Genomic DNA, 25,808 nt, shown 5'->3' with positions numbered 1-25,808 from the left:
CTCACATGTCCGCGAGCAGCGCCGCGATCGGGATGAAAGCGAAGGCGACCGAACTGTCGGCCACGCCGTATGGCACGAACAACGTATCGCCGTGGCGGATCGCGCCGCAGGTATAGACGACGTTGGGCACATAGCCCTCGCGGTCCTGATCCGCCGCGGCCAGGATCGGGTGCACCGTGCGGCCGAGCACCTTGGACGGATCCTGCTTGTCGAGCAGCACCGCGCCGATCGAATATTTGCGCATCGCGCCAACGCCGTGCGTCAGCAGCAGCCAGCCATCGTCCAGCTCGATCGGCGGGCCGCAATTGCCGATCTGCACCAGCTCCCAGGGATATTTCGGCTCGAGCAGCCGGGTGCCCTCTTCCCAGTGCGTCAGCGTGTCGGATTGCAGCAGGAACAGATTCTCGCCGTCCTGCCGGCCGATCATCATATATTTGCCGGCAATCTTGCGCGGGAACAGCGCCATGCCCTTGTTGCGGCTGGCCGGGCCCGACATCGGCACCAGATCGAACGCGCGGAAATCGCGCGTGCGCATCAGCTCCGACTGGATCACCGAGCCGTTATAGGCGGTATAGGTGCCGAGCCATTCGACATTGCCATCGTCATGCGTGAACTGGACGAGGCGTAGATCCTCCAGCCCCTTCGATTGCGCGGCGGTGATCGGGAAGATCACCGTGCCCGACAAGGTCGAGTCACGGTGGCGATAGACCGTGATCGGGCCGACCGGCAGCTCGCTTTCCTCCGCGCCGACCGCATCGGTGGCGGTGGCGAAGGGCGGCTCGGGCGCCAGCTTCAGCTGGTTGTGATCGGTGATGATGCCTTCGCGGAACGCGACCGAGGAAATGTGCCCCTCGCCCACCGCGCGCAAGCTCATCAGAATGCGCAACGATCCCTTGGGCATGCCGGACTGATCGAAATGCGGCGTGGCGCTGGGGTTCATCAGCGCGGCGGCGGCGTAGCTATATTCGTGGCAGAAATAGGCGCCGATCAGCTGGCGTTTCTCGTCGCCGATCTCGGTGCCGTCGAGCCCCATCATCTGCTCGATCTCGTCGTAGCGCGTCATGAACACGCGGCGCGTCTGCCAGTGCCGCGCCTCGAAATCCTTGAGCACGACCTCGAGCTCGGCGCGGGTCTGCTGCATGTCCATGGCCAGCACCTCGCGCACCAGCCGCTCGGTGCGGCTGCCGCCATTGCCCGACCAGGCGAGATGGAACGGCCGCACCACGACCCGGGACGGATCGGCATGCAGCCGCAACGCGTGATGGAACAGCTCAGTCACAAAAAATGCCTCGTCGTCGACCCGCCAAATGCGGCGTCGCGAGCGAGGCTACGCGACGGCGCTCGACGGTCCTGCCACTATTTGCGCGCGTTTTGATAGTGCAGAAATCGCACAAGAGGCCAATTGCAGCGCGAGAATCGACTCGGCGCCCTGATTTCGGTTCAGACCGTTGGGCATCAGCCCGTCGAAACAGCCGCCATCGGTGCTCGTCGCCAGCGGCAGATCGAGATCGTTCTGCCCGAGATACCAGCGATAGGCACGCTCCGCTTCCGCGACCCAGCGCTTGTCGCCGGTCGCCTCGAACGCGGTGACGCAGGCATCGACCGTCGCCTGCGCTTCCAGCGGCTGCTGGTCGAACGGCAGCGGTTCCTCGTACGGGCGGCCGAAGCTTTCCGTGCCAACGGCGCGGAAACGGCCCTCGGGCGACGTCTGGCGGCCGATGATCCAGTCGAGCGTGTCGCTGCCCGACTTGATCAGATCGTCGCGGCCGAGCGCCTGGCCGGCGCGGATCATCGCTTCGGGCAGGCGCGCATTGTCATAGGCCAGCACGATTTCGAACCATTCCCATTCCGGGCGGCGCGCGACGGCAAGCAGCGCGAGCAGTTCGTCCGAGAACCGCACCAGGATCTGCTTGGCCATGGCATGGCCGGGATGCGCGTCGAGCACCGCGGCGGCGCCGAGCATGCAGAAGGCATGCGCGCGGGGCGAGCCGAGATCGAGCGCCAGCGACGCGGTCATGTCGAACATCGCCATCGCCCAATCGCGGTGCTTGGCAAGATTGGCATCGCGCGCGGTGACGCCCAGCGCCCACAAGGTGCGGCCGTTGGAATCCTCCGAGCCGAATTCCTCGCACCAGGTACGATCGAAGTTCATGAAATTGCGGAAGCGGCGGACGTCCGGGTTCCAGGCATATTGGATGAACGATTCGTAGATCGTCATCCATTTGTCGCGCGTAATTTCGTCAAGCTCGTCCATCCGCGTGAGCAGCATCAGCGCGCGGACATTGTCGTCGATGCAATAGCCGTGGCGGCGATCGGGCACCGAATAGATCGAATGCTGCAACATGCCGGTCGCATCGCTCATCCGCTCGACCGCGGCGAAATCGGGCTTGAGCGCGACCGGCGCGAGGCTGCTTTTGGACAGGCGGTGCGGCTTGGCGGCGATCATCGCCGCGATCTCCGCCATCGCGCGCTCGGCGAGCACCGGCCAGATCATCGTGCGGCCGCGAGCATAAGCGCGCTGCGACAGGCGCGTGCGGTTGCGCTCGCTGCCGAGCAGCAGGTTGATCTCGCGCGCGAACGCCGCGCTGTCGCCGAAATCGACCAGCACGCCGTGCCCATCGGCAAGGATTTCCGTTGCGTGGACATAGGGCGTGGAGACGACCGCCTTGCCGACGCCAACGGCGTAGGACAGCGTGCCCGAGGTGATCTGCGCCGGATTGGAATAGGGCGTGGCATAGACGTCCGCCGCCTGCAGATAATTGAGCAATTCGTCATGTTCGACGAACGCGTCGATGAACTGGATATGGTCGGCCACGCCGAGATCGGCGGCGAGCGTCTTGAGCCGGTCGCGATACTTTTCGCCCTCATGCGCGACGAGGTTCGGATGCGTCGCGCCGAGCACCGCGTACAGCACGTCGGGATTGGCCTCGGCGATCTCCGGCAGCGCGCCGATCAGCGTCTCGATGCCCTTGTTCGGCGCGAGCAGACCGAAGGTCAGCACGACCTTGCGCCCTTCCCAGCCGAACTGCGCCTTCAGCGTATCGGGTGCGACGAAATCGCGATCCGGCACGCCGTGCGGGATCATCACGATCGAGCGGCCGCTCGCGCCATAGACGCGCTCGAGGATTTCACGCCCGCGCTCGGCCATCACGACGACGCGCGAGGCGCGGCGCAGCAGGCCTTCCATCACGCGACGCTCGTCGGCGCTGGGCTTTTCCAGGATCGTGTGCAGCGTGACGATCACCGGGATCGACACGCGATCGAGCAGCGTCAGGATATGATCGCCGGCGGGGCCGCCGAAAATGCCATATTCGTGCTGCAGCCACAATGCCTTGGCACCGCTGGTCTCGATCGCGCGCGCAGCGGCGATATAGGCGCTGCGATCCTGATCCGGGATGCTCATCGTCACCTCGGCCGGATAATCGTACAGGCCGGGATGGTCGTCCATCGCATAGACGTCGACCTTCAGATCGGGATAGCGGCCGCGCAACGCGGTGAACGTGTCGGTCGTAAAGGTCGCCAAACCGCATTTACGGGGCAAAAAGTTGCCGATCAACGCGACGCGATCAATCCTGGAAGCAACATCTGCCACGTGCGCCATACATCGAACCTTTGGTGTGGATGGAGCTGGGCGCTCCTAACATCAGCCTCCCTAAACGGCCTGAATTCAATATGGTTGCACCAATGCTGCAGCGCAACAGGTGCGCTGCGAACATTGACGCCAGATGAACGGATTCTTGCGACGAACGGAGCGCTCAGCCGCGGCCGCGATAGCCCGGCACATCCTGCGACGGCAGCCACAGCCCCTGCGGCGGCTCGCCTGACTGCCAGAAGACGTCGATCGGAATGCCGCCGCGCGGATACCAATAGCCGCCGATGCGCAGCCATAACGGCTGCATCTCGGCGAACAGCCGCTCGCCGATGCCGACGGTGCAATCCTCATGGAACGCCTGGTGATTGCGGAAGCTGCCGAGGAACAGCTTGAGCGACTTGGATTCGACGATCGTCGCGCCGGGCGCGTAATCGATCACCAGATGCGCGAAATCGGGCTGCGCGGTGACCGGGCAGAGCGAGGTGAATTCGGGCGCGGTGAAGCGCACGAGATAGGGGCGCCCGGTGCGCGGATTGGGCACGTAATCGAGGATCGCCTCCTCCGGGGAGGCGGGAAGCGCGCTGGTCTGGCCGAGATGCGTTGGGGTCATGCGGGCGGATATAGGGTGGCGAAGCGGCGGCGTCACCCCGAGCGGATCGGCGGGCGTCGCGGCTGGGCTTACTGGCTTCGTCGTGCGTGTATCGGCGGGCGTTGCGGCCGAGCTTACTGCCGACATCCTGGGCGTCTTTAGGCAATGCGGCCAACCCACTGGCGTCATCCTGAACTCGATTCAGGATCCATCGGGCGGCTAGGTCCGGGGTTGGAGGCGCGAGCGCTGCCCTGCCGGCACAATGGATCCTGAATCGAGTTCAGGATGACGGAGGGGCAAGGGTGGCGTTGGAGGAGCGAGCGCTGCCGTGGCGGCACTGTGGCGGGGTGGCAGGGGCCGGAACCAGTTGATGCGCCGGTGGTAGAGCATGGGTGACCACGCTCATCCCCATCCTCGGCGACCAGCTGAGCCTCGACCTCTCCGCGCTCGACGATGCCGACAGGGCCGACGCCCGGCTGCTGATGATGGAGGTGGCCGACGAGACGACCTATGTCCGCCACCACAAGAAGAAGATCGCCTATATCTTCTCGGCGATGCGCCACCATGCCGAGGCGTTGCGCGCCGACGGCTGGACGCTCGATTACGTCACGCTCGACGATCCCGACAATAGCGGCAGCTTCACCGGCGAGATCGCCCGCGCCGTCGCGCGCCATGCGCCCGAGCGCATCGTCGTCACCGAGGCAGGCGAATGGCGCGTCGCGGCGATGCTGGAAGCGTGGGAGACGATCTTCGGGCTGCCGGTCGAGATCCGCGCCGACGACCGATTCATCGCCAGCCTTGCCGAGTTCGCGACGTGGATCGAAGGGCGCAAGCAATTGCGCATGGAATATTTCTACCGCGATATGCGCCGCAAGACCGGCCTGTTGCTCGACGATGGCAAGCCGGCCGGCGGCGAATGGAATTACGATTCCGAAAACCGCAAACCTGCGCAGGCCAGCCTGCTCATGCCGCGCCCGCTGGCATTCGTGCCGGACGGCATCACGACCGACGTGCTGTCGTTGATCGCCGAACGTTTCCCGGACAATCCCGGCACGCTCGACCGGTTCGACTATGCCGTCACGCGCACCGATGCGCTCGAACAGCAGGGCTATTTCCTGAAGCACGCTTTGCCCTGCTTCGGCGATTACCAGGATGCGATGCTCACCGGCGAGCGCTTCCTGTGGCACTCGATCCTGTCGCCCTATATCAATTCGGGGCTGCTCGATCCGCTCGATTTGTGCCGCGCGGCGGAGGCGGAATATCGCGCCGGACGCGCGCCGCTCAATTCGGTCGAGGGGTTCATCCGCCAGATCATCGGCTGGCGCGAATATATGCGCGGCATCTACTGGTCGCAGGGCCCCGATTATGTCGAGCGCAACTTCCTCGAGGCGCATCGCCCCCTGCCCGGCTTCTACTGGACCGGCGACACCGACATGCACTGCCTGAAAGAGGCGATCGGCCAGACGCTGGAAACCGCGCACGCGCACCACATCCAGCGGCTGATGGTCACCGGCAATTTCGCGCTGCTGATCGGCGCGGATCCCCGGCAGGTCCATCAATGGTATCTGGAAGTCTATCTCGATGCGTATGAATGGGTCGAGCTGCCCAACACGCTGGGCATGAGCCAGTTCGCCGATGGCGGGCTGCTCGGCTCCAAACCCTATGCGTCGTCGGGCGCGTACATCAACCGCATGTCGGATTATTGCCGTCACTGCCGCTACGACGTGAAGCAGCGCACCGGGCCGGACGCCTGCCCGTTCAACGCGCTCTATTGGGATTTCCTCGTGCGCAACGAGGACAAATTGGCGCGCAACCCGCGGCTTGCCATGCCCTATCGCACCTGGGCGAAGATGGATGCGACGACGCAGGCGGATATCCGCGCTCAGGCGGCGCAAACCCTTGCTTCACTCGACGCCGCGCCCGGCTATGGCTAGGATTGCGCAACCATAGAATAGGAGACGGCAGATGGATTCGCTGGTGACGACGGAATGGCTCGCAGGCGAGCTTGGCGCGAACGACCTCAGGATCGTCGACGCGACCTTCTTCGCCGGCGCGGGCGATCGCGACCCGGCGGCGGAGTATGAAAAGGCGCATATTCCGGGCGCAGTGTTCATGGATCTTGGCGAAATCGCCGACACGTCGAGCCCGCTGCCGACGATGCTGCCGGCACCCGAGAAGTTCGCCAGCCGCATGCAATCTTTGGGCCTCGGCGACGGCAGCCGCATCGTGCTGTACGACAATTCGCCGTACCACACTGCGGCGCGCGCCTGGTTCATGCTGCGCACGTTCGGCGCGCATGACGTCGCGATTCTCGATGGCGGGCTGGAAAAATGGCAGGCCGAGGGGCGCGAGATCGCCAGCGGCAAGGAACAGGTGCGCCATCGCCACTTCACCGTCTGGGCCGACGACAAGGGCGTGCGCACCAAGGACCAGATGAAGGCCAATCTCGACAGCAAGGCCGAGCAGGTGCTCGACGCGCGCTCGGCGGCGCGCTTCACCGGCGAGGAACCGGACCCGCGGCCGGCGACGCATGCCGGGCATATCCCGGGATCAAAGAATTTGCCGGTCGGGCAATTGTTCAACGAGGACGGCACGTACAAGACCGGCGACGCGCTGAAGGCCGCGTTCGAGGGCGCCGGGATCGATCTCGCCAAGCCGCTCGTCACGACCTGCGGCTCGGGCATCACCGCCTCGGTACTGGCGTTCGGCGCGCATCTGCTCGGCAGCAATGCCGCCGTCTATGATGGCAGCTGGTCCGAATGGGGTGCGGCCAGCGACACGCCCAAGGCGACGGGAGCGGCATGAGCGGACCGATCGATCGCCCGGTGGGCGACGCCACGCGCGTCGTGCTCGCCGGGCGGCGCAAGGAATGGACCGGCGGGGTGGTCAACCCGCCGGTGTGGCGCGGCTCGACCATCCTGTACGATTCGGTCGCCGAGATGCGCGAGCGCGTGTCCGACACGCATCACAAATTCTTCTACGGCCGGCGCGGGCTGCCGACGCAATGGTCGCTGGCCGATGCGCTGAACGAGCTCGAGCCGGGGGCGGAAGGCACGTTCCTCTATTGCTCGGGCGTGGCGGCGATCGCGGCGGCGTTCCTCGCGGTCCTCTCAGCGGGCGACGAATTGCTGCTGCCGGATACGTCCTACGATCCGACCCGCGCGCTCGCCACCGGCCTGCTCAAGCGGCTGGGCATTACCGCGCGCTTCTACGATCCGCTGATCGGCGCCGGCATCGCCGAGCTGATCGGCCCTGCCACGCGCGCGATCCTGATGGAAAGCCCGGGCAGCCTGACGTTCGAGGTGCAGGACGTGCCGGCGATCGTCGCCGCGGCCAAGGCCCGCGGCGTGGTGACGCTGCTCGACAATACCTGGGCGACGCCGCTGCTGTTCCCGGCGATCGGGCTGGGCGTCGACCTGACGATCCTTGCGTGCACCAAATATATCGTCGGCCATTCGGATGCGATGCTGGGATCGGTGACCGCCGGGCCGGGCTTCTTCGCGCGGCTGCGCGACACCAGCTTCCAGCTCGGCCAGGTCGCCAGCCCGGACGATTGCTATCTCGGGTCGCGCGGGCTGCGCACGATGGCGGTGCGGCTCAAGCAGCACGAAGCCAGCGCGCTGCGCATCGCCCGCTGGCTCGCCGAACAGCCGCAGGTCGCCGCCGTGTTCCACCCGGCGCTGCCCGATTGTCCGGGGCACGACACGTTCCTGCGCGACTTCAGGGGATCGTCGGGGCTGTTCTCGTTCGCGCTGAACGGCGGCAGTGATGCCGGCCGCGTCGCGCTGATCGACGGCCTCGCACTGTTCGGCATCGGCTATAGCTGGGGCGGGTTCGAGAGCCTGGCCGTGCCGATCGATCCGCAGCGCCATCGCAGCGTGACCCGGCGCGACGATGCCGGCCCGCTGGTGCGGCTGCAGATCGGGCTGGAGGATCCCGACGATCTGATCGCCGACCTTGCCGCCGGGCTGGCGCGGTTCGAGACCGCGCGCGCGTGACCGAGATCGCGGCCTGGTTCGCAGCCGCCGGCATCCTGCTCAACCAGCACACGCTGACCGAAGGCGCGATCGCCGGCGGGCTGGTGCTGCTGTCGCTGACGCTGGGCGTGGTGGCGAGCCGCACGCTGGGCCCGGCGGCGGCCGAGGCTTGGCACCGGCGGCTCGACCATCGCGGCGAAGGGCTGGCCGGGCGGCTGACGCTGATCATCCGCCACACCACCGCGGCGGTGCTCCTGGCGATCGTCGCCGGGGTACATGGCTGGCCGCCGGTCGCGGCGATCCCGATCGGCCTGGCGCTGGGCGCGGCGACCGCGCTTGCCGCCTACGAAGTGTTGCGCGGGGTCAGCATCGCGCGGCCGCTGATCTGGGCGGTGACGCTGATCCTGTTCGTTGCCCTGTTCAGCCGCGCGGTCGGCGGGCTGGCCGAGATCACCTTCACGCTGCAGAAGATCGGCTTCGACGTGGGATCGCGCCGCTTCTCGCTGCTGGCGCTGATCACGATGCTGATCACGCTGGTCGGGCTGTTCGCGGCGGTGCGCGTGATCAACCGCGCGACCGGGCATCTGATCGCGGCGACCAACGGCTTCGATGCGACGCAGAAGCTGCTCGCGCAGAAGCTGGCCTCGATCGCGGTGATCGTCGCGGCCTTCTTCATCGGCATCGACCTGCTCGGCGTGGATCTCACCGCCTTTGCCGTCTTCTCCGGCGCGTTCGGGCTAGCGGTCGGCTTCGGATTGCAGAAGACGATCGGCAATCTGATCGCCGGGATCATCCTGCTGATGGATCGATCGATCAAGCCGGGGGACGTGATCGTCGTCGGCGACAGTTTCGGCTGGGTCAACAAGATCGGCGTGCGCGCCGTCTCCGTGCTGACGCGCGACGGCAAGGAGCATCTGATTCCGAACGAGAATCTGATGACGCAGGAGGTGGAGAACTGGTCCTTCACCGATCGCAACGTGCGCGTGCGCATCCCGGTGCGCGTCGCCTATGACTGCGACCTGCAGCAGGCGCAGCGGCTGATGCTGCAGGCGACGACCGATTCGCCGCGCGTGCTCGACGATCCGCCGCCCAATGTGTGGCTCACCGCGTTCGGCGAGAACGGCGTGGAGCACGAGATCCTCGCCTGGATCAGCGACCCGCAGGGCGGCGTCGGCAACGTACGCTCCGACGTGCTCAACCGGCTGTGGCTGCTGTTCAAGCAGCACGGCATCGTCATCCCCTATCCGCAACGCGACGTGCGCCTGCGCCTGCCGGAGCCGCCGGCGGACAATTGAGCGCAGCAATATGCTGTGGCCGCGCAGCAACACACCAGAAACGTTTCGGCAACGGACCAGAATTATGTTGTGCGTTGCAGCGCACTTCGGCAACTGAGGAGCGTCGAGGGCAAGGTGCACGGAATGCTCGAGGGCATTCGACAGAGGCGGCATCCCGAAAACGCAGGTGGAACTGACCGCATTCCAACGTCGAAAGGGACATGATGCGCATTTCCACGCCAAGCCTGGCAGCAGCCCTGCTGTTCGCCGCCGCCTCCCCTGCATTCGCGCAGGACGCCGACACCGCGCCGCCGCCGGCCTTCACCGTCTCGGGTGGCGCTGCGCTGGTGACCGATTACCGCTTCCGCGGCATCTCGCAGACCGACAAGGATTTCGCGGTCCAGGGCACGTTCACGGTGAGCCACGAATCCGGCCTGTACGCCACCGTCTGGGGCTCCTCGATCGACGAGTATGTCGCCGGCGGCAGCGACCAGGAGATCGATCTGATCGCCGGCTACAAGCACACGTTCGGCGGTACCACGCTGGATGTCGGCGTGCTCTATTATTACTATCCCGGCTCGTCGCAGTTCATCGCCAACTATGCCAGCGACTTCGTCGAGCCCTATGCCAGCCTGTCGCACACGATCGGCCCGGTGACCGGCAAGCTCTCCGCTGCCTATGCTCCCAAGGCCAAGGCGCTGTCGGTCGGCAACGGCAAGGAAGACAATCTGTACACCGCGCTCGATCTGTCGGCCGGCGTGCCCAACACGCCGGTCAGCCTGTCGGCGCATATCGGCCACAGCTTCGGCCCGAGCTATCTCACGATCGGCAAGGAATATACCGACTGGAGCCTGGGCGCGAGCTACACCTGGAACCACCTGACGTTCGGCGTCTCCTATGTCGATACCGACAAGGCGCTGTATTCCGCGCTGTCGGGCAAGAACATTTCCAAGGGCGGTGTGGTCGGCTCGGTCGGCGTCAGCTTCTAACGCGGCGCACGCACAAAAAAGGGGACGGCCGCGGCCGTCCCCTTTTTCATGTCCGGACGCCCCTACCCTTCCGGGCAAGGCGCGATCGGATCAGCTTATTTCGGCGCCGTGGCGCGCGCGTCCTGGCCGTCGCCTTCCGGTGCGGCGACGATGTCACGCGTCGTGCCGGCCTTGTCGACCACGGCGGTGTCGGGATCGCCGACGTCCGAGCGGATGCCGTCCGCCGCGCTATCGGTGCCGGCCGCGGTCAGCGTCGCGCTCTCCGAGGCGCTGCGTGCCGAGGTGCCGCCGAACAGTGCGTCGAGCGCCTGCGCGTTGGGATTGCCGGCCGAGGTCGGCGCGGCGCCCGGCTTGGGCGGCACGAGCGAGAAATCGGGCGGGATGACCAGCGGCGCCTGACGGGCCACGGCAAATTCATCCGGCCGGGCGCGGTCATAACCGCTCTTGCCGCACGCGGAGAGGCTGAACATCACGACAGTCGCGGCAGCGATCGACACCAACTTACGCATTCAAATTCTCCACTGGCGCCGGTCCGGCGTCCGTCTTCTTGTCTCGTACCAGAAGCGCGCGCACGAGCAAGACGAGCACCCCTATCGTAATCGCGGCATCCGCAACATTGAATACCAGAAACGGCCGCCACGTGCCGAAATGCAGATCGGCGAAATCGACGACATAGCCGAGCCGGATGCGATCGAGGATATTGCCGATCGCGCCACCGAGCACGAGCCCGAGCGCCATCCGATCCCAGCGATTGGTCTCGCGCGTCAGCCACACCGCGACGCCGCAGGCGATCGCCGCGGTGAGCGCGACGATCGCCCAGCGCATCGCCGGGCTGCCGGCGGGCAACAGCCCCAGCGAGACGCCGATATTCGGCACGAAGCGCAGATCGAAGAACGACACGATCTCGCGATACGCACCGAGCTGATCGATGCCGAGCGGGCCGGTGACCCACAGCTTGATCGCCTGATCGACGACGAAGACGATCGCCGCAGTGACGAACCCGGCGGGGGCGAAGCGGCTCACGCCACCACCTCGGCGCAGCGATCGCACAGATCGCCATCCACCGTCACTTCGGGCAGCAGGCGCCAGCAGCGGCCGCATTTATGATAGTCGCTCGGCGTCACGCTCACCTCATCCCCTTCCGTCACTTTCGCAACGATGAACAGTTCGGCGAGCGCCTCGACCGGGAGCAGTGCCTCCGGCACGGTGACGTTCGCCTCGAGGCTGGAGCGGACGCGTTTCTCGCGGCGCAGCGGCTCGATCGCCTCGGTGACCTGCACGCGCAATGCGCGGACATCGCGCCACTCGGTCGAGGCGGCGTCGTCGCCCGGCAGCGCGGGCAGTTCCGGCCATTCGAGGAAATGGACCGAATCGTCTTCGCTCGGGAAGCGCGCCTGCCACACTTCCTCGGCGGTGAAGCACAGGATCGGCGCGGCATAGCGCACGAGCGCGTGGAACAGGATATCGAGCACGGTGCGGTAGCTGCGGCGCTTGATGTCCGTGGGCGCGTCGCAATAGAGCGAATCCTTGCGGACATCGAAGAAGAAGGCGGACAGATCGTCCTGCGCGAAATCGGTGAGCAGGCGGAGATAGCGGTTGAACTCATAACCATCCGCCGCAGCCTTGAGCTCGACATCGATCATGCCGAGGCGATGGAGGACGTACCTTTCCAGATCGGGCATGTCGCGCACCGGCACCTTCTCGGCCGCGCTGAAGCCGTCGAGCGCGCCGAGCAGATAGCGGAAGGTGTTGCGCAGCTTGCGATAGGAATCGCTGGCCGTGGCGAGCACTTCCTTGCCGATCTTCACATCGTCGAAATAGTCGGTCGAGGCGACCCACATGCGCAGGATGTCGGCGCCCGATTCCTGGATGATCTTCAAGGGATCGACGACGTTGCCAAGCGACTTAGACATTTTCCGCCCGGTCTGGTCGAGCGCGAAGCCGTGCGTGAGCACGGCGTCGTACGGCGCGCGACCGCGCGTGCCGCTCGACTCCAGCAGCGAGGACTGGAACCAACCGCGATGCTGGTCCGAACCTTCGAGATAGAGGTTGGCGCGCGTGCCCTCGCCATAGCGCGCCTCGATCACGAAGGCGTGCGTGCTGCCGCTGTCGAACCACACGTCGAGGATGTCGTTGATCACCTCATAGTCGGCGAGCTTGTACTCCGCGCCGAGCAATGCCTGGTGATCGGCGGCGAACCAAGCGTCCGCGCCGCCGGCCTTGAACGCGGCGAGGATGCGCGCGTTGACGGACGGGTCGTTGAGATACTCGCCAGTCGCGCGGTTGACGTAGAGCGCGATGGGGACGCCCCAGGCGCGCTGGCGCGAGATCACCCAGTCCGGGCGGCCTTCGACCATCGCGCGGATGCGGTTCTCCGCGCGGGCGGGGACCCAGCGGGTCGCAGCAATCGCATCCAAGGCGATCTCTCGCAGCGTCGCCCCGTTATCGAGAGGCGACGGCTCGCCTTGCGACCCGACCTCCGCGCTGCGACCTGCCCCCGGCAGGTCGCTGGTCGCGCTCCGGTCCATCGGGATGAACCACTGCGGCGTGGCGCGGAAGATCACCTTCGCCTTGCTCCGCCACGAATGCGGATAGGAATGCGCGAAATCGTCGCTCGCCGCGAGCAACGCCCCCGCCGCGCGCAGGTCCGTGCAGATGGGGCCGTCGGCGGCGACGAACTTCTTGTTGATCACGCTGCCCTGCCCGCCGAGCCACGCCCAGTCGTCCCGGTACATGCCGGCGCCATCGACCGCGAACACCGGATCCAGGCCGTATTGCTTGCACAGCAGGAAATCGTCCTCGCCATGATCGGGCGACATATGGACCAGGCCGGTGCCGGCATCGGTGGTGACGAAATCGCCGGGCAGGAACGGGCGCGGCTTGGCGAAGAACGCCAGCGCCGCCTCACTCACCCCGTCACCCCGGGCTTGACCCGGGGTCCCGCTGCCTTCGCCAGAAGAAGCGGGACCCCGGCTTTCGCCGGGGTGACGGAGGTAGTTGTAGATCGGGTGGCGGGCAGTGGCGCCTTCGAGCTGCGAGCCTTTGCCGGTCCACCGGATCTGGAGATCCGTGAAAGGCGCCAACTTCATTGCGACACGTTGTGCGAACTCGGGTTGGAGCTGCTCGGCAATCAGAAAGCGGCCAAGCGATTTGAGCGGCGCGTCGTGGCTTTCACCACCGACGATCTCGACAATCGCATACTCGATCTCCGGCCCATAGCTCAGCGCCTGGTTCACCGGGATCGTCCACGGCGTGGTCGTCCAGATTACCGCATGCGCGCCGACCAGCTCGGGCGCGTTCGGCGCGTCGATGATCTCGAACGCAACGTCGATCTGCGTCGAGACCACGTCCTCATATTCCACCTCGGCCTCGGCCAGCGCGGTCTTTTCGACCGGCGACCACATCACCGGCTTCGCGCCGCGATACAGCTGGCCGCTCTCGGCGAACTTCAATAATTCGCCGACGATCGCCGCTTCGGCGTCGAACTTCATCGTCAGGTACGGATCGGCCCAGTCGCCCATCACGCCCAGCCGCTCGAACTGCGCGCGCTGCACCGCGACCCATTTCTCGGCGTACGCACGGCATTCGGCGCGGAACTGCGCGACGGGAACCTCATCCTTGTTGAGCTTCTTGGCGCGATACGCTTCCTCGACCTTCCACTCGATCGGCAGGCCGTGGCAATCCCAGCCCGGCACGTAGGGCGCATCCTTGCCCATCAGCGACTGGCTGCGGACGATGATGTCCTTCAGCACCTTGTTCATCGCATGGCCCATATGGATGTCGCCATTGGCGTAGGGCGGGCCATCGTGCAGGATGAAGCGTTCGCGCCCCTGCCGCTCCCTGCGCAGGCGATCGTACAGGCCGATCTTCTCCCAGCGCTCCAGGATCGCCGGCTCCTTGGCGGCGAGGCCGGCCTTCATCGGAAAGTCGGTCTTCGGCAGGAAGACGGTGTCGCGGTAATCGCGGGCGGAATCTGGGGTGTCGGTCATAGGTGTGCGGGCTTTAGCCGGGCACGGGGCGGGATACAAACGTTCGCGATTCTTTCCTCGGCCGCGCGGCGGACGGTAATGCCCGATTCACCACGATTGCGCGGAACGGCGGCGGCCCGCCGGGCGTCCTTCGATTGCCCACTGCGAACAGGAGGGGCGACGTGACCGACATCAACGACGAAATTGCCATTCTTGCCGTGCAATGCCTGGTGCTCGGCCCGGCGCAGTGCAGCGCGACGATCCAGCATAACATCGATGCCGCGGTCGCCGGCGGGCAATGGGACGAGTTGAACCAATGGCATCGGGTGCGGCTGCGCGTGCGACGGATGCAGCAGGAGGAAACGCTGGCGCGCGATCTTTCCGCGCTGGCCGGCGAACGCGCGCGCTACGCCGCGCCGCTCAAGCCCCGCTGAGGATCGCGAGGGCGCGGGCGCAATCGGCGTCCATCTGCGCGGTCAGCGCGGCCAGACTGTCGAACTTCGCCTCGGGGCGCAGATAGTCGATCAGCTCGACCTCGATCTCCTGCCCGTACAGATTGTCCGCGAAATCGAAGAAATAGGCCTCGAGCAATTCCTTCGGCGGATCGAAGGTCGGGCGGATGCCGAGATTGGCCGCGCCGGCGAGCACGCGCCCGTCGGGCAGCCGGCCGCGCACCGCATAGATGCCGTAGGCCGGGCGCAGATATTTGCCCATGTCGATATTGGCGGTGGGATAGCCGATCGTGCGGCCCAGCTTGGCGCCATGCTGCACGGTTCCGCGAATCGCGAACGGGCGGGTGAGCAGCCGCGCCGCCTCGCGCGGGTCGCCGGCGATCAGCGCCTCGCGGATCCGGCTCGACGACACGGCCGCGCCGTCCAGCGCCACCGCGGCGACCGTCTCGACCGAAAAGCCGGCCTGCGCGCCGATCTCGGCCATGACGCGGACATTGCCGCCCTTGGCCTTGCCGAAAGTGAAATCCTCGCCGGTCACCACGCCGCCGACAGCGAGACACCCGATCAGCCGCTGCTCGACGAATTGCGCCGCGGTCAGGCTGGCGAGCGCGGCGTCGAAGGCGAACACGACCATCGCATCGGCGCCGGCGGCTGCAAACAGTTCGGCGCGCTGATCGAGCGTGGTCAGGCGGAACGGCGGCGCATCGGGGGTGAAATAGCGCACCGGATGCGGATCGAACGTCGCGACCAATGCCGGGCGCCCGGCGGCGCGCGCACGCGCCACCGCCCGGCCGACCACCGCCTGGTGGCCGAGATGGAAACCGTCGAAATTGCCGAGCGCGACGATGCCGCCGGCAAGGGAGGCGGGAACCGTAGCGCTGCCATCCAGCCGCTGCATGGGGAGGCTATAGGGGGCGGGAAAAGCGGACGCTACATCCTAATTCCTCCCCGGCACGGGGAGGGGGACCATTCGGCCTCTTCGGCCGAATGGTGGAGGGGGCTCTCCGCAAGCGCCACGGTAGCGTTGCCGGCCCACCCCCTCCGTCAGCCTTCGGCTGCCACCTCCCCGTTCCGGGGAGGATTAGCGGGGCACGATGCCGGCGCGCAGCACGCGCAGGACGTTGGTGCCCATCACCTTGGCCACGTCGCCGTCCGAAAAGCCGCGATCCACCAGCGCCTGCGTCACCGCGGCGAGCTGGCCGGTATCGAAGCCGGTGGTCACCGCGCCATCGAAGTCCGAGCCGAGCCCGACATGATCGATCCCCGCCACGTCGCGGACATGCGCGATCACCAGCGCCACCCGGGCCGGCGTGGTGCCGCAGATCGCTGCTTCCCAATAGCCGATCCCGACCACCCCGCCGGTCGCGGCGACGCCCCTGATCTCGGCATCGGTCAGGTTGCGGTTGACCGCGCAGGTCGCCTGCACGCCGCCATGGCTGGCGACGACCGGGCGCGTGGCGATGCGGAGGATCTCGGCGACGGTGGCGTGGCTGGCATGCGCGATGTCGACCACCATGCCGAGCGCCTCCATCCGCGCGATCACCTGCCGCCCGAGCGGGGTGAGCCCGCCCTTCGCCTCGCCGTGCATCGAGCCGGCGACTTCGTTGTCGAAGAAGTGCGCCATGCCGGCCATGCGGAAGCCGGCGGCGTAGAGCGTATCGAGGTTGGAAAGCTTGCCCTCCAGATCCTGCAGCCCCTCGATCGACAGCATGCCGCCGACGATCTTCTGCCCACGTGCCCGCGCGGCGAGCAGCGCATCGAGTTCGGCCGCGGTGCGGATCACGCGGAACTCGCCCTGCGACGCGGCGGCGGCACGATCGAGCTTGGCCGCGTGCCACAGCGAACGCTGCAGCAGCGACGTCCAGGTCCGCACCGGCTGCAACTGCGCCATGGCGAGCATCGTGATATTGTCGCTATCCGCGCTGTTGGCGTCGTAATTTTGCCCCTTGGGCGTTTTGCTGACCGACGAGAAGATCTGCAGCGCGACATTGCCGTCCTGCAGCCGCGGCAGATCCACCTGCCCGCGGCCCGATCGGGCGAGCAGGTCGCGGTTCCACAGCATCGTATCGGCATGCATGTCGGCGATCTGCAGCCGGGCGTGCAGCGCGCGGGCTTGCGGCGTGATCTTCAGCGGGACGGGCACGACCTTGTTCATCGAGCGCTCGGTCATGCCCGGCGCGAGTGCGAAGAAGGCGAGCGCGGCGACGACGAGCAGCGCGAGCGCGCCGTAGAGCCATTTCTTCATGCGTCTCCCACCCCATCCGTCATGCCGGACTTGTTCCGGCATCCACCGTGCCGCACGTCCATTGGCCGGCGGTATGCGGGACGGTGGCCCCCGGAACAAGTCCGGGGTGACGGATCATGATCTGGCGAGCGTGACGAAGCTGTAGCCCGGCCGCACGCCTTCGGCGGGATGATCCTCGCGCGCGGTTTCCTGCCAGCCGGTGAAGGCGGGGACCATCGCATCGCCCTCAGGCGAAAGGTGGATTTCGGTTAGTTCGACCTTATCGGCGCGATCCAGGAACAGCGCGTAGATCTCCGCGCCGCCGATCACCGCGACGTCCCCCTGCCCGGCCAGCAGCACCGCATCCGCCACCGAATGCGCGACCTCCGCGCCGGGTGCGGACCAGCGCGCGTCGCGGGTCAGCACGATGTGCCGCCGCCCGGGCAATGGATTCGGGAAGCTCTCGAACGTCTTGCGGCCCATGATCATCGGCTTGCCGAGCGTGTGTGCCTTGAAGCGCTTGAGATCGGCGGGCAGGTGCCAGGGCATCTTGCCGTCTTTTCCGATCACGCCGTTATCGGCGCGCGCGAGGTGCAGCGTGATCATGCCGCCGCCACGTCGATCGAGAGATCATGGCCGTCATGGAACAGCGACACCGCGATACGGTCGCCCGGCGCCGTGTCGATCGGCGTCGGCAACTCGAACAACGGTGCGATCCAGGACGAGGCCGGGGGCGGCAGGGTCGGGTCGCTCTCCAATATCTCGCCGTCGCCGAAATCGAGGCGCAGCCATTGCACCACCGCATCGATACGACCGCCGGTCGATTCGAACGTCAGGCCTTCCCGGCGCGGGCCGAACGGCGCCGGGCCGCGATAATCCATCGCCAGCGCCGAGGCGGGCGCCGAGCACAAAGCGAAGCCGCGGCGGCCAGCGACCACGTTGCGCGGCGTGGGCGGCAGGAGCAGGTTGAAATCGGACAGGTCGAATCCCTCCACGGTGGCGATCGGGGGGTGCGCCGGCAGGGTCAGCGTGGCCAGCGCGCACCGGATTTCGGCGCGCGGCGGCAGCACGATGGCGCCCGGCCGGAGCAGGCGCGTCTGCGCATCGGCCAGCGCCGCCTCGACCCCTTCGTTGAACAGCGATTCGCCGAAAATCTCATGGATCAGCAGATCGACCGGCGCGGCCAGATCGATACCGAGCTGCAGCGCGTCCGAGCGTTTGGCGACGATGCGGACGCGATCCGACAGGCCGTTGGCGGCGACGATCCGGTCGGCCATCGCAGCGATCACCGGGCTCTGTTCGCAGGCCACCACCGTCGCCCCGGCACGTGCCGCCGCCATCGCCAGCAGGCCCGAGCCCGCGCCGATTTCCAGCACCGTCATGCCCGGGCGCACCAGGCGGTCTATCGCGCGGACATAAGCGTGGCTGCGGGCGGCATCGCCCAGCATGGCGCCATGGAAGGAGGCGACGCCGCGGCTCAACGCGCGGCGCACGATCGTGCGCACCTCCATCGATTGCGGGGCCTGGGCGATCGCCGCGCGCCCCAGCGCCACCGCATCGGCAAACTGCCCCAGGCGATGCAGCGCCGCGCACATCATCGCCATCGCCCGTGCGTCGCCAGCGAGATCGGCATAGCGGGAGACGATGGCGTCGGTCATCGCCGCGATCAGACCGCGACCGGCGCGGCGATCGCGGGATGCGGATCGTAATCGACGATCTCGAAATCCTCGATACGATAGTCGAAGATCGATTCCGGCCGGCGCCGGATGGTCATGCGCGGGCGGCCGCGCGGTTCGCGCGCGAGCTGTTCGTCCACCAGATGTTGGTGGTTGAGATAGACATGCGCGTCGCCCGCGCTCCACACCAGTTCGCCGGGGGCGAGATCGCATTGCTGCGCGAGCATGCGCAGCAGCAGCGCGGCGGAAAAGGCGTTGAACGCGAAGCCCAGCCCGAGATCGCACGAGCGCTGCCACAGCATCACCGACAGCCGCCCGCCGGACACGTGGAACTGATACGTCATATGGCACGGCGGCAGCGCCATGCCGTCCAGCTCGGCGACGTTCCAGCCGGTGAACAGCAGCCGACGCGAGGTCGGGTTGGTGCGGATCGCCTCGACCAGGGCGGCGATCTGGTTGATCGGCGCGCCGCGCCGGAACAGGCCCTCGCCGGCCGGCTCGTACGTGTCCCACGCCACCCATTGCTTGCCGTAGACCGGCCCGAGATCGCCCCAGTCGCGGGCGAACGCCTCGTCGGCGAGGATCCGCGCCTCGAACGCATCGCGATCGATCGCCTCGCCGGTCGCGCGGCGATAGCGATCGAGCGGCCAATCGGTCCAGATATGCACCTTCTGGCGGACCAGTTCGCGAATGTTGGTGTCGCCGGTGAGAAACCACAGCATCTCGCGTGCCGCCGTCTTCCACGCCACTCGCTTGGTGGTGAGCAGCGGCATGGCATCATCGGCGAGATCGAAGCGCATCGTCGGCCCGAACAGCGAGCGGGTGCCGACCCCGGTGCGGTCGCGACGCTCGTCGCCGCGGTCCCACACATCGCGCAACAGCTGGAGATATTGGTGCTCGTAATGCGCGGCCTCGGCCATGCCGTTTCTCCCTGTCAGCCCGCGCCTAGATGCATCGCCGGAACGGATCAAGATCAGGTGGAGCCCGGCCGGCAGCACGATAGCATCGACCGGTGGCGATTGCAGCCTGCCTTGCCCTCGACGGCCGTGCGGTTCGGGCGGCGTCGGACGCGGTCGCGTTGTTCGCCGACCTCGCCGATGCCGATCGCGAGCGCTGCGGCATCGCCTATCTTGATCCGGAATGGCGCTTGTTGGGCGTCCGCCGAACGCCGTTCGGGACGCCGGACGGGGTGGTCATGCAATGGCGCGCGGTGATCGGCGACATTCTCACGCTCGACGCCCATGCCATCGTGCTGGCGCACAATCATCCGGGCGGCGATCCGACCCCGAGCGCGGCGGATCTCGCGGTCACGCGGCGGCTGCTCGGCGCGGTCGCGGCGCTCGACGTGCGGCTGGTGGATCATCTCGTGCTGGCAGGCCCGCGCTGGGCCAGCATGCGCGCGATGGGCCTGCTCTAACCGATCCGGCAGGGCCGGATCGTCTTCGGATCGGGCCGCGGCCCGACCGCCCGGAAGGTCGCGAGATAACCGCCGGCCGAGGGCATGTTTTCCATCGCCACCTGGCGATAGCCCACGCGAGCGAATTCGCATTTGAGCAAGGCTGGCGGCGTGCCGTGATCCCGGGTCGGACGGTCGGCATCGACGACCACGACTTCCCCGCCGGGGCGTAGCGCGGGCCGCATGCGCCAGAGGAATTCATAGGGCTGCTCGATCTCGTGATACATGTGCACCATGAAGATGCGATCGAAGCTGCCATCCGGCAGCTTGGGATCGGCCGGCGCACCCAGGCGCACGCTGACATTGTCGAGCCGTTCGCGCGCCACGCGCTCGGCCAGCGTGTCGCGCACTTCCTCGACGATATCCTCGGCCAGGACGCGGCCTTCCTTGCCGACGCGCTGCGCCAGGCGGATCGTATAATAGCCCTCACCGGCGCCGATATCGGCAACCGTTATGCCCGGTTTTATGCCGGACTTGGCCATCACCTGCCCCGCCTCGTTGAGCCGGTCACGCGCTTCCTCGGTCGACCAGCGCGACGAGACGATCTGCGCGACCGGACGATCGGCGGCGGGGAACGGATCGATCCGCTCCTTGGGCGGCTTCGGCAAGCTGGGCGCGGCCTCGCACGCGGCGAGCGCGAGCAAGCCGACGCCCATCAGCGCGGGAAGATGACCCGGGCGGCGGCTCAATCGACGTCCTCGACCTCGACCGCCTCGCCGGTGACGCGCTGCGACAGGGCCGCGGCCATGAACGGATCGAGCGCGCCATCCAGCACGTCAGCCGGTGCGGTCGACGTCGTGCCGGTGCGCAGATCCTTCACCAGCTGATAGGGCTGGAGCACGTAGGAACGGATCTGGTGGCCCCAGCCGATATCGGTCTTGGTCGCATTCTCGGCGTTCGCGGCTTCCTCGCGAATCGACAGCTCGCGCTCGTACAGGCGGGCGCGCAGCTGATTATAGGCCTCGGCCTTGTTCTTGTGCTGCGAGCGCTGGTTCTGGCACTGCACGACGATGCCGGTCGGGATATGCGTGATGCGCACGGCGGAGTCGGTCGTGTTGATGTGCTGACCACCGGCACCGCTCGCGCGGTACGTGTCGATGCGCAGATCGCTCTCGTTATACTCGACGTTGATATCGTCATCGATCACCGGATAGACCCACACGCTCGAAAACGAGGTGTGGCGCCGCGCCGCGCTGTCGTATGGCGAGATGCGCACCAGGCGATGCACGCCGCTCTCGGTCTTGGCATAACCGTAAGCGTTCTCGCCCTTGACCAGCAAGGTCGCCGATTTGATCCCGGCTTGCTCGCCGGCATGATAATCGATCAGATCGACCTTGTAGCCATGGCGCTCGGCCCAGCGCGTATACATGCGCAGCAACATGCCGGCCCAGTCCTGGCTCTCCGTCCCGCCGGCGCCGGAATTGATCTCGACATAGGTATCGTTGCCGTCGGCCTCGCCGGACAGCAGGGCGGTGACCTTGTCGCGGTCCGAGCGTTCGGCGAGTTCGGCGAGCGCGGCGACGCCCTCCGTCTCCATCTCGGTATCGCCCTCCGCCTCGGCCATTTCGATCAGCTCGATATTGTCGCTCAGTTCGCGCTCGATGTTGCGCGTCGCGGTGATCGCCTCGTCGAGCCGACGGCGTTCGCGCATGACATCCTGCGCGGCCTTGGGATCGTTCCAGAGCGCCTGATCCTCGACGCGCGCGTTCAGCTCGTCGAGCCGGCGCAGTGCACGATCCCAATCGAGGGAGCGGCGCAACAGGGCCAACGCGGCGTTGATCGTTTCGACATGTGCCTGCGCTTCGGCGCGCATGGGTGTTCTCCAAAATTCCGTCACCCCAGCGAGTGCTGGGATCTTGCGCGGCTAAACGCGCCCGATGCCATGAGGCCCCGGCGGTCGCCGGGATGACGCCGGTATATAGGGTCGACTAGTAGATTCCGCCCTCTCTCTGCAAGAAATCGCTGTCGGCGCGCTGTTCCGCGCGCCGCGCGGCGCGCGCCGCACGCTCCTTGGCGGCCGCCGCGGCGATCGCCGGATCGGCGACCGCGCCGGCACGGCGGATCGCGCGGCGCGGCTCGCTCTCGGGCTTGAACGCTTCCCAGATCACCGCCGCCTTGGGATCGGTGCCGGGCCAGGCGCCATAGACCGGCTTGCCGCTGGCGCGATCGATGCGCACCATGCGCACGCCCTCGGGAGCGCGGAACGGCAGCCGGTCCATGCCCTCATAGGCCTTGACCGCCCATTGCTTGAAGATCGGTGCGGCGACCGTGCCGCCCTGTGCCGCGCCACCCAGCTTCCGCGGCGTATCATAGCCGATATACACGCCGGCGATCATCTGCGGCGTGCCGCCGATGAACCACACGTCGGTCGGGCCGGAATTGGTGCCGGTCTTGCCGAACATCGGGCGATCGAGATCGCGCAGCACGGTGGCGGTGCCGCGCTGGATCACTCCCTCGGCGATATGCACCATCTGATAGGCGCTGATCGCATCCAGCACCTGCTTCCCGCGGATCACCGGGCGCGGCATCGCGCGGCCGTTCCAGTCCGGCGCGTTGCAGGCATCGCAGGCACGCCAGTTTTCCGGCCAGACGACCTTGCCGTGGCGATCCTGGACGAAATCGATCAGCGTAGCGGGATGCGCCCGGCCCTGATTGGCGAGGATCGAATATGCGTTGACCATCCGCGACACCGTGGTCTCGCCGGCGCCCAGGGCGAACGACAGATAGGCGGGATATTTGCCGACGCCGATCTGGTCCATCAGCCCGACGACCTTGTCCATGCCGGTCTGGCTGGCGGTGCGCACCGTCATCAGGTTGCGCGATTGCTCGACGCCCCAGCGCATCGTGTGCGGCCCGGCGCCGCCGCCGCTGAAGTTGCGGAAGCATTTCTGGCCGAGCCGTGCGCCCTGATAGACGCAGAACGGGCCGTCGACGATGATCGAGGCGGGCGTCATGCCATTGGCGAGCGCCGCGGCGTAGACGATCGGCTTGATCGTCGAGCCCGGCTGGCGCTGTGCCTGGGTCGCGCGGTTGAACGACTGGACACGGGAATCGAAGCCGCCCTGCATCGCCAGCACGCGCCCGGTGGCCGGTTCCTCGACGACGAACGCACCGGAGATTTTGGGCACGCTGCGCAAGGCGAAGCTGCTGCCTTCCGGGGCGACGGCGATGATGTCGCCGACCTCGAGCGCGTTGAAGGCACTGCCGCCCTGCCCGCGCACCGGCATCTGCGCGGCCCAGCGCGGCAGTTCGCCGGTCTGGCCGTTGGAAAAGCCGAGCGTCGCCGCGCTCGCGCCGGTCGCGGTGACGATCGCCGGACGCCAATCCCGATAATCGAGCCCGATATTGGTGTTGAGCATCGCCGACTGCCAATTGTCCCCGGCGATATCGACATGCAGCAGCGGGCCGGACCAGCCGCGCCCGCGCTCGAACCGCAGCAACCCATCACGCAGCGCTTCCTGCGCGAAATCCTGCTGCTTTTCGTCGAACGACGTGCGCACCCACAGGCCGCCGGCATAGACGCTGTACGGCCCACCCTTCTCGTCCTCACCGAACTTGTCGATCAGCTGGCGGCGGACTTCCTCGACGAAATAGCCCGAGCCCGCGACCTGCGCCTTGGGCGTCTGGCGCGGCACCGCGCCGAGCGGCTCGGCATTGGCCGCGGCATATTGCGCCTGGGTGATGAACCCGTTCTTGAGCATTTCGCCGAGCACGTAATTGCGCCGGTCGAGCGCGCGCTGCGTGTTGCGGATCGGATCGTAATTTGCCGGGCCCTTGGGCAGGATCGCCAGATACGCCATCTGCGCCAGATCGAGCTCGTTCAGATCCTTGCCGAAATAGGCATAGCTGGCCGCCGCCACGCCGAACGCGTTGCGACCGAGCGCGATCTGGTTGAGATACAGTTCGAGGATCTGCGGCTTGGTCAGCGTATCCTCGATGCGATAGGCCAGGATGGCTTCCTTGGCCTTGCGCATATAGCTGGTTTCGTTGCCGATCAGCAGGTTCTTGGCGACCTGCTGCGTGATCGTCGAGGCGCCGACCGGGCGGCGGTTGCTGCGCAGATTGTTGAACGCCGCCGCGGCGATGCCCGGATAATCGACGCCGTGATGCTCGAAAAAGGTCTTGTCCTCGGCCGAGATGAAGGCGCGGACGAGCAATTGCGGATATTCGGCGTAGCTCAGTTCGACGCGCCGCTCGCGCGCGTAGCTGTAGATCGGATCGCCATCGATGCCGCGCACGTTCGTCGGCAAGGGCGGCTCGTAGGCACGCAGCTTGTCGACCGAGGGCAGATCGCGCGCGACGAGCAGCCAGATCAGCAGGATGCCGATCCCGCCAAGCGCCGCGAGGATGACGAGGGCCTTGACCCACCAGCGCGCCCAGAGGCGCTGCACGAAGCCGCGGAAGCCGTCCACCTCGCGGCGAAGACGGAAATTGACGCGGGGAGAGTCTGATGCGGCCATTAGGCCCCAGCCTCTAGCAACTTTCTCGGGCCTTGCCAGCCTGAGTGCGGCGACGGGGCCCGATTACCGGACCCCGCCCCGCTTCAGCTCAACGGCAGCGCGCGCCGCGGCCGCGGTTGTTGTTGTCGCTCTTGTCGATCGCCTGGCCGGCGAGCGCCCCGCCGGCCGCGCCGATGACCGCGCCCAACAAGCCCGAACCACCCGGCGCAATCACCGCACCCAGCGCGCCACCGGCGAGGCCGCCGACGATCAGCCCGGTGGTGCCATCTTCGCGACGGCAGTAATAGCGGCCATCATTGCCGCGGTAGACGCGATCATTGGCCGACAGCTGACGCTCGCGATAGCGACGATTGTCCTCACGATAGTAACGGCCGGCATCGTAACCGCCATAAGCGGGATCCGGATTGTTGTAATCGTAGCGGCTATAGTCACCGGCATAGCCCGGGCGGCCGCCCTGGTCATAGGTGCTGCAGCCGGCGACCATCGTCGAGGCGGCGATCAGGCCGAGTGTGAGTGCGCGCATCTTGCTTCTCCTGTTGGATAGATGCCTAATGCGGATCAGCGCCTATTCGTTCCGCGTGAGAGACGATTTGCGGACCGTCTCGCCATCGTCAGGTTGCGCGCGATCGAGCGTGTCGCCGGGGCGGCGGGCGTCGCCCGGCGCCTGATGCTCGGTCGAGATATTCGGCGCCGGCTGGGTCTCGGTCGGCTTGCTCGTGTCATCGGCCATGATCGGTCTCCCTCAGTTGTCAGCGCCGGTCTGGCTGTTCATCGTTCCGGCTTCGGCGACCATGGTCGGTGCCGGACCGGTGGCGGGGCGCAGCGCCTCACGCTCGGCCGGCGACATCGGCGCATCCATGTCCGGACGAAAATCGACCGGGGCGCGGGTCGCGCCGTCGTTGTGCGGCTGATCCAGCGCGAGATCCGGCGCCTGATGCTCGGCCGTGCCGGGGGCGACGAAGGCGGCAATCTGACGCCGCGCGAGGAAGCCGGCCACGGCCGCACCGACCGCGAGCACCGCGCCGCCGATCGACAGCGCGGTGGAGGTGTCGAGCCTGGACTCGCGGCGCTGCGCCGCGGGCTTGCGTTTCGTCGTCGTCTTGCGGGGCTTGGTAGCCATGGTCGTCGCTTCCCTGTGATTAATCGTCGGA

24 protein-coding genes are annotated in these 25,808 nt (G+C 66.9%); 7 read left to right on the top strand and 17 right to left on the bottom strand.

Translation table 11 applies throughout. The features are described 5' to 3' along the window. Nucleotide 1: 1 nt before the first annotated feature. The 3 genes from NV401_RS16865 to queF form a co-directional block, all read right to left on the bottom strand. Nucleotides 2-1,279 carry a glycoside hydrolase family 130 protein gene (locus NV401_RS16865; RefSeq protein ID WP_261295617.1) on the bottom strand — a complete coding sequence of 426 codons (1,278 nt, stop codon included), beginning with the start codon at nt 1,277-1,279 and terminating at the stop codon, nt 2-4. A gap of 48 nt (nt 1,280-1,327) precedes the next feature. Further along, nucleotides 1,328-3,601 (bottom strand): glycosyltransferase family 4 protein, encoded by a 2,274-nt coding sequence (locus NV401_RS16860; protein ID WP_261295616.1) that lies wholly within the window; start codon nt 3,599-3,601, stop codon nt 1,328-1,330. 154 nt (nt 3,602-3,755) lie between these two features. Beyond that, nucleotides 3,756-4,202: a preQ(1) synthase gene (gene queF, locus NV401_RS16855; protein ID WP_261295615.1), complete on the bottom strand. Its 447-nt coding sequence runs from the start codon at nt 4,200-4,202 to the stop codon at nt 3,756-3,758. 371 nt (nt 4,203-4,573) lie between these two features. On the opposite strand from queF, the gene NV401_RS16850 reads away from it, so the two are divergent. From NV401_RS16850 to NV401_RS16830, 5 genes are all read left to right on the top strand, one after another. Further along, nucleotides 4,574-6,115: a cryptochrome/photolyase family protein gene (locus NV401_RS16850; protein WP_261295614.1), complete on the top strand. Its 1,542-nt coding sequence runs from the start codon at nt 4,574-4,576 to the stop codon at nt 6,113-6,115. A gap of 31 nt (nt 6,116-6,146) precedes the next feature. Beyond that, complete coding sequence (gene sseA / locus NV401_RS16845) at nt 6,147-6,986, top strand: 3-mercaptopyruvate sulfurtransferase (protein WP_261295613.1); 840 nt, start codon at nt 6,147-6,149, stop codon at nt 6,984-6,986. Continuing rightward, nucleotides 6,983-8,179: a cystathionine beta-lyase gene (gene metC, locus NV401_RS16840; RefSeq protein ID WP_261295612.1), complete on the top strand. Its 1,197-nt coding sequence runs from the start codon at nt 6,983-6,985 to the stop codon at nt 8,177-8,179. Before sseA ends, metC begins: the two co-directional genes overlap by 4 nt. A gap of 5 nt (nt 8,180-8,184) precedes the next feature. Then, entirely contained in the window at nt 8,185-9,453 is a 1,269-nt protein-coding gene (locus NV401_RS16835) for a mechanosensitive ion channel family protein (RefSeq protein ID WP_380816344.1), read from the top strand. A 203-nt stretch (nt 9,454-9,656) separates the two neighbouring features. Next, on the top strand, nt 9,657-10,421 hold the full coding sequence (locus NV401_RS16830) for a TorF family putative porin (RefSeq protein WP_261295610.1): 765 nt from the start codon (nt 9,657-9,659) through the stop codon (nt 10,419-10,421). A 95-nt stretch (nt 10,422-10,516) separates the two neighbouring features. On the opposite strand, the gene NV401_RS16825 is transcribed toward NV401_RS16830, so the two are convergent. Genes NV401_RS16825 through ileS form a run of 3 tightly spaced genes read right to left on the bottom strand, consistent with a single transcriptional unit; the run spans nt 10,517 to nt 14,410 of the window. Beyond that, nucleotides 10,517-10,930, bottom strand: a complete 414-nt coding sequence (locus tag NV401_RS16825; protein WP_261295609.1) for a DUF3035 domain-containing protein — start codon at nt 10,928-10,930, stop codon at nt 10,517-10,519. Then, complete coding sequence (lspA, locus tag NV401_RS16820; protein ID WP_261295608.1) at nt 10,923-11,444, bottom strand: signal peptidase II; 522 nt, start codon at nt 11,442-11,444, stop codon at nt 10,923-10,925. The genes NV401_RS16825 and lspA overlap by 8 nt, the downstream gene beginning before the upstream one ends. Beyond that, the gene (gene ileS, locus NV401_RS16815; protein WP_261295607.1) at nt 11,441-14,410 is read right to left on the bottom strand and encodes an isoleucine--tRNA ligase; all 2,970 of its coding nucleotides are present in this window, start codon (nt 14,408-14,410) and stop codon (nt 11,441-11,443) included. The genes lspA and ileS overlap by 4 nt, the downstream gene beginning before the upstream one ends. 161 nt (nt 14,411-14,571) lie before the next feature. On the opposite strand from ileS, the gene NV401_RS16810 reads away from it, so the two are divergent. Continuing rightward, nucleotides 14,572-14,823 carry a hypothetical protein gene (locus NV401_RS16810; RefSeq protein ID WP_261295606.1) on the top strand — a complete coding sequence of 84 codons (252 nt, stop codon included), beginning with the start codon at nt 14,572-14,574 and terminating at the stop codon, nt 14,821-14,823. Here the strand turns inward: NV401_RS16810 and NV401_RS16805 are convergent. The 5 genes from NV401_RS16805 to thyA form a co-directional block, all read right to left on the bottom strand. Then, on the bottom strand, nt 14,810-15,739 hold the full coding sequence (locus NV401_RS16805) for a bifunctional riboflavin kinase/FAD synthetase (protein WP_261295605.1): 930 nt from the start codon (nt 15,737-15,739) through the stop codon (nt 14,810-14,812). The genes NV401_RS16810 and NV401_RS16805 overlap by 14 nt on opposite strands. Before the next feature lie 183 nt (nt 15,740-15,922). Further along, on the bottom strand, nt 15,923-17,086 hold the full coding sequence (locus NV401_RS16800; RefSeq protein ID WP_261295604.1) for a dipeptidase: 1,164 nt from the start codon (nt 17,084-17,086) through the stop codon (nt 15,923-15,925). Between the two features lie 114 nt (nt 17,087-17,200). Beyond that, nucleotides 17,201-17,671: a dihydrofolate reductase gene (locus NV401_RS16795; protein WP_261295603.1), complete on the bottom strand. Its 471-nt coding sequence runs from the start codon at nt 17,669-17,671 to the stop codon at nt 17,201-17,203. Then, nucleotides 17,668-18,723: a 50S ribosomal protein L11 methyltransferase gene (locus NV401_RS16790; RefSeq protein ID WP_261295602.1), complete on the bottom strand. Its 1,056-nt coding sequence runs from the start codon at nt 18,721-18,723 to the stop codon at nt 17,668-17,670. Before NV401_RS16790 ends, NV401_RS16795 begins: the two co-directional genes overlap by 4 nt. A gap of 8 nt (nt 18,724-18,731) precedes the next feature. Further along, nucleotides 18,732-19,661: a thymidylate synthase gene (gene thyA / locus NV401_RS16785; protein ID WP_261295601.1), complete on the bottom strand. Its 930-nt coding sequence runs from the start codon at nt 19,659-19,661 to the stop codon at nt 18,732-18,734. Between the two features lie 92 nt (nt 19,662-19,753). On the opposite strand from thyA, the gene NV401_RS16780 reads away from it, so the two are divergent. Continuing rightward, nucleotides 19,754-20,158 carry a JAB domain-containing protein gene (locus tag NV401_RS16780; RefSeq protein WP_261295600.1) on the top strand — a complete coding sequence of 135 codons (405 nt, stop codon included), beginning with the start codon at nt 19,754-19,756 and terminating at the stop codon, nt 20,156-20,158. Here the strand turns inward: NV401_RS16780 and NV401_RS16775 are convergent. The 6 genes from NV401_RS16775 to NV401_RS16750 form a co-directional block, all read right to left on the bottom strand. Beyond that, nucleotides 20,155-20,853: a class I SAM-dependent methyltransferase gene (locus NV401_RS16775; RefSeq protein WP_261295705.1), complete on the bottom strand. Its 699-nt coding sequence runs from the start codon at nt 20,851-20,853 to the stop codon at nt 20,155-20,157. The genes NV401_RS16780 and NV401_RS16775 overlap by 4 nt on opposite strands. Before the next feature lie 29 nt (nt 20,854-20,882). Next, on the bottom strand, nt 20,883-22,010 hold the full coding sequence (gene prfB / locus NV401_RS16770; RefSeq protein ID WP_261295599.1) for a peptide chain release factor 2: 1,128 nt from the start codon (nt 22,008-22,010) through the stop codon (nt 20,883-20,885). A 115-nt stretch (nt 22,011-22,125) separates the two neighbouring features. Further along, nucleotides 22,126-24,657: a penicillin-binding protein 1A gene (locus tag NV401_RS16765; RefSeq protein ID WP_261295598.1), complete on the bottom strand. Its 2,532-nt coding sequence runs from the start codon at nt 24,655-24,657 to the stop codon at nt 22,126-22,128. Nucleotides 24,658-24,745: 88 nt separating this feature from the next. Next, complete coding sequence (locus NV401_RS16760) at nt 24,746-25,180, bottom strand: hypothetical protein (RefSeq protein ID WP_261295597.1); 435 nt, start codon at nt 25,178-25,180, stop codon at nt 24,746-24,748. A gap of 42 nt (nt 25,181-25,222) precedes the next feature. Further along, complete coding sequence (locus NV401_RS16755) at nt 25,223-25,387, bottom strand: hypothetical protein (RefSeq protein WP_261295596.1); 165 nt, start codon at nt 25,385-25,387, stop codon at nt 25,223-25,225. Between the two features lie 12 nt (nt 25,388-25,399). Beyond that, entirely contained in the window at nt 25,400-25,777 is a 378-nt protein-coding gene (locus NV401_RS16750; protein WP_261295595.1) for a hypothetical protein, read from the bottom strand. Nucleotides 25,778-25,808: the final 31 nt, after the last annotated feature.

The organism is Sphingomonas hylomeconis, assembly GCF_025370105.1.
GTDB classification, from domain to species: Bacteria; Pseudomonadota; Alphaproteobacteria; order Sphingomonadales; family Sphingomonadaceae; genus Sphingomonas; species Sphingomonas hylomeconis.
Note: the sequence above shows the minus strand (reverse complement) of the source record. Positions and strands in the feature narration are given on the sequence as shown.